The organism is Bradyrhizobium frederickii (assembly GCF_004570865.1).
GTDB classification, from domain to species: Bacteria; Pseudomonadota; Alphaproteobacteria; order Rhizobiales; family Xanthobacteraceae; genus Bradyrhizobium; species Bradyrhizobium frederickii.
On record NZ_SPQS01000100.1, the window covers coordinates 1 to 2,201 of the forward strand.

At 56.7% G+C, this 2,201-nt stretch carries 3 protein-coding genes; 1 reads left to right on the forward strand and 2 read right to left on the reverse strand.

The features are described 5' to 3' along the window. A partial coding sequence (locus tag E4K64_RS39610; RefSeq protein WP_135161597.1) for an integrase core domain-containing protein occupies positions 1-236 on the forward strand: 236 nt, incomplete at its 5' end. Positions 237-423: 187 nt separating this feature from the next. On the opposite strand, the gene E4K64_RS39615 is transcribed toward E4K64_RS39610, so the two are convergent. Both E4K64_RS39615 and E4K64_RS39620 read right to left on the reverse strand, forming a co-directional pair. After that, positions 424-1,134, reverse strand: a complete 711-nt coding sequence (locus E4K64_RS39615; protein ID WP_235884977.1) for a hypothetical protein — start codon at positions 1,132-1,134, stop codon at positions 424-426. A gap of 833 nt (positions 1,135-1,967) precedes the next feature. Continuing rightward, a partial coding sequence (locus tag E4K64_RS39620; protein WP_135161597.1) for an integrase core domain-containing protein occupies positions 1,968-2,201 on the reverse strand: 234 nt, incomplete at its 5' end.

Here is a 2,201-nt window from a genome sequence, read left to right on the forward strand (position 1 = left end):
CCATCAGTATGGACGGCCGGGGCGCCTGGCGGGACAACGTGTTCGTTGAGCGGCTGTGGCGCAGCGTCAAATACGAGGAGGTGTATCTGCGGGCCTACGACAGCGTCAGCGACGCTCGCGCCTCGATTGGCCGCTATCTGGACTTCTACAATTGCCGCCGTCCACATTCGAGCCTTGACGGCAGCACACCGGATCAAGCCTACTTCACCCCGCTGCCGCTCCGCACGGCAGCCTAACCCCGGCAGAGGCTCCACTTATCGACGCGGATATTCTGTTCAGACAACCGGGGCCAGCTCATACGCACGACACGTCAAGAAAACCTGGCGTCAACTGGCAGAATGGAAAACTTGCAGAAGAGCTCGATTGAGCGGCGGTATGACGTCGGACCAAACTTTCCGCAGGCTCGCGGTTACAGATCTCGCTCTACACGATGAGTGGCTTGGCAATATTTCTCACGGTCGCGAGGCGGGAGTCGGCGAGCAGCTCCCTGGAGTACACTGCGCCGAAGTAGTCGAGGACGAAGGTGCCAGAATAGCGTAGAGTATCGGCCGCGCGGATTAGGCTATCAATAATTGTGCCGACTTGGCCGATGCGATCGCGATAGCGCGAGCGGATAACATTAACGGCGTTCATCGAGTGGACCGCCTCGTCGGCAATTACCTCCCGCAGCCAATGATGGAACGTGTTGTTCCCAAGAGCGTCATAAAATGGTTTTTCTGCTGCATAGGCGCGGCAAGTGCACATTTCATCAAATGCGATCATAACCATCACGGAAAATTCGTCCTTCAGGTGTTCAACGATCGGCCCAAAATCATGAGATCGAGCCTCCAATCTCTCCCGAAGAGTCCTTTCGGATCCATTAGCGACAAGTTCAATGATCCGGATGAATCCGTCGGTGTGGCGCTCTTCGTCAATCGCCCAGGCGTTAAAGAATGCAGCAGCTTCATCGGAAGCGATAAGATCTCGCGCCACTAATTCTTGTTTCAAGTACCTGGCGTCATATTCGGTGTACAGATCGGGCCACAATTTTTCCCAACGTGCGCGGACAGCCGACGGCTCGGCGGCGAACATCGCTGGCGTAAGAGTGTCAAATAATTCGTTTGGACTCCAGTTCCGTCGAAACGGCGTGATCATCGGAGTGCCCCTAAACGCGTAGGATGCGAGCGTGCCGGCGCACGATTGTTGTCATCCGTACGCTCGCAGAGCATATGCTACAAACAAGAGGCCGTCGTCTCCTTGTTTTGGTAGGCTGATGGCCAGAGGTCGTTCGGCTGGCTGAAGCGTCCCCTTGAATGGCGCAGTAGCCTTTTGTGATCCACACGGCCGCAAAACCAGGAACACTTGTCGTTGCTAGTCGCGGGTCTAAAACGGCCTCACTTGACCTCGCGAGAGGCGCTCTGGCGGGCCGCCATGCTGACAGGCACGATAGTTTCAGCAGATTCACGACGCCGCCTATTCAGGGGTAGGACTGCGGCACGTTTTGAAGCACAGTTAGCGGCACACGTGACATCCGATGGGAGGCCCCCGCATCAATCGGGTGTGGACCAATGGGTGGTAGTCTGCGTCCCAGTGGATCCCGAACGTTAGCCTCGTTCCCATAGCCCTTTAATTGTCGGCAGTTGCGGCGATACTACTTCCCATGAGTATCGATGAGTATCTCTGGCCTTCTTCGATTCCGCTAAATTCTCGCTGAAATCCCTCTAGACTCCCGCCGCGCAAGCGCACCGCTAAATCAAGTAAACGGAGCTACGGAAGAGACTCAGAAAGTTATGCGATAAGCTTACGCTACTTGGTAGATCGCCTAGGTTGCGCGATTGAGAATCCGTCGCTAAGCAGCATTTCGGTTGTCGACCGGCCAGGTAAACAACTGCTCAATCTCGCTAGCTTCGATGAGACGGAGGAAGTCTGAGCTGGCCCCGGTTGTCTGAACAGAATATCCGCGTCGATAAGTGGAGCCTCTGCCGGGGTTAGGCTGCCGTGCGGAGCGGCAGCGGGGTGAAGTAGGCTTGATCCGGTGTGCTGCCGTCAAGGCTCGAATGTGGACGGCGGCAATTGTAGAAGTCCAGATAGCGGCCAATCGAGGCGCGAGCGTCGCTGACGCTGTCGTAGGCCCGCAGATACACCTCCTCGTATTTGACGCTGCGCCACAGCCGCTCAACGAACACGTTGTCCCGCCAGGCGCCCCGGCCGTCCATACTGAT

What these genes read in the sequence shown, in the direction of transcription:
- E4K64_RS39615 (WP_235884977.1), bottom strand. Translation starts at nt 1,134, where the DNA reads ATGATCACGCCGTTTCGACGGAACTGGAGTCCAAACGAATTATTTGAC.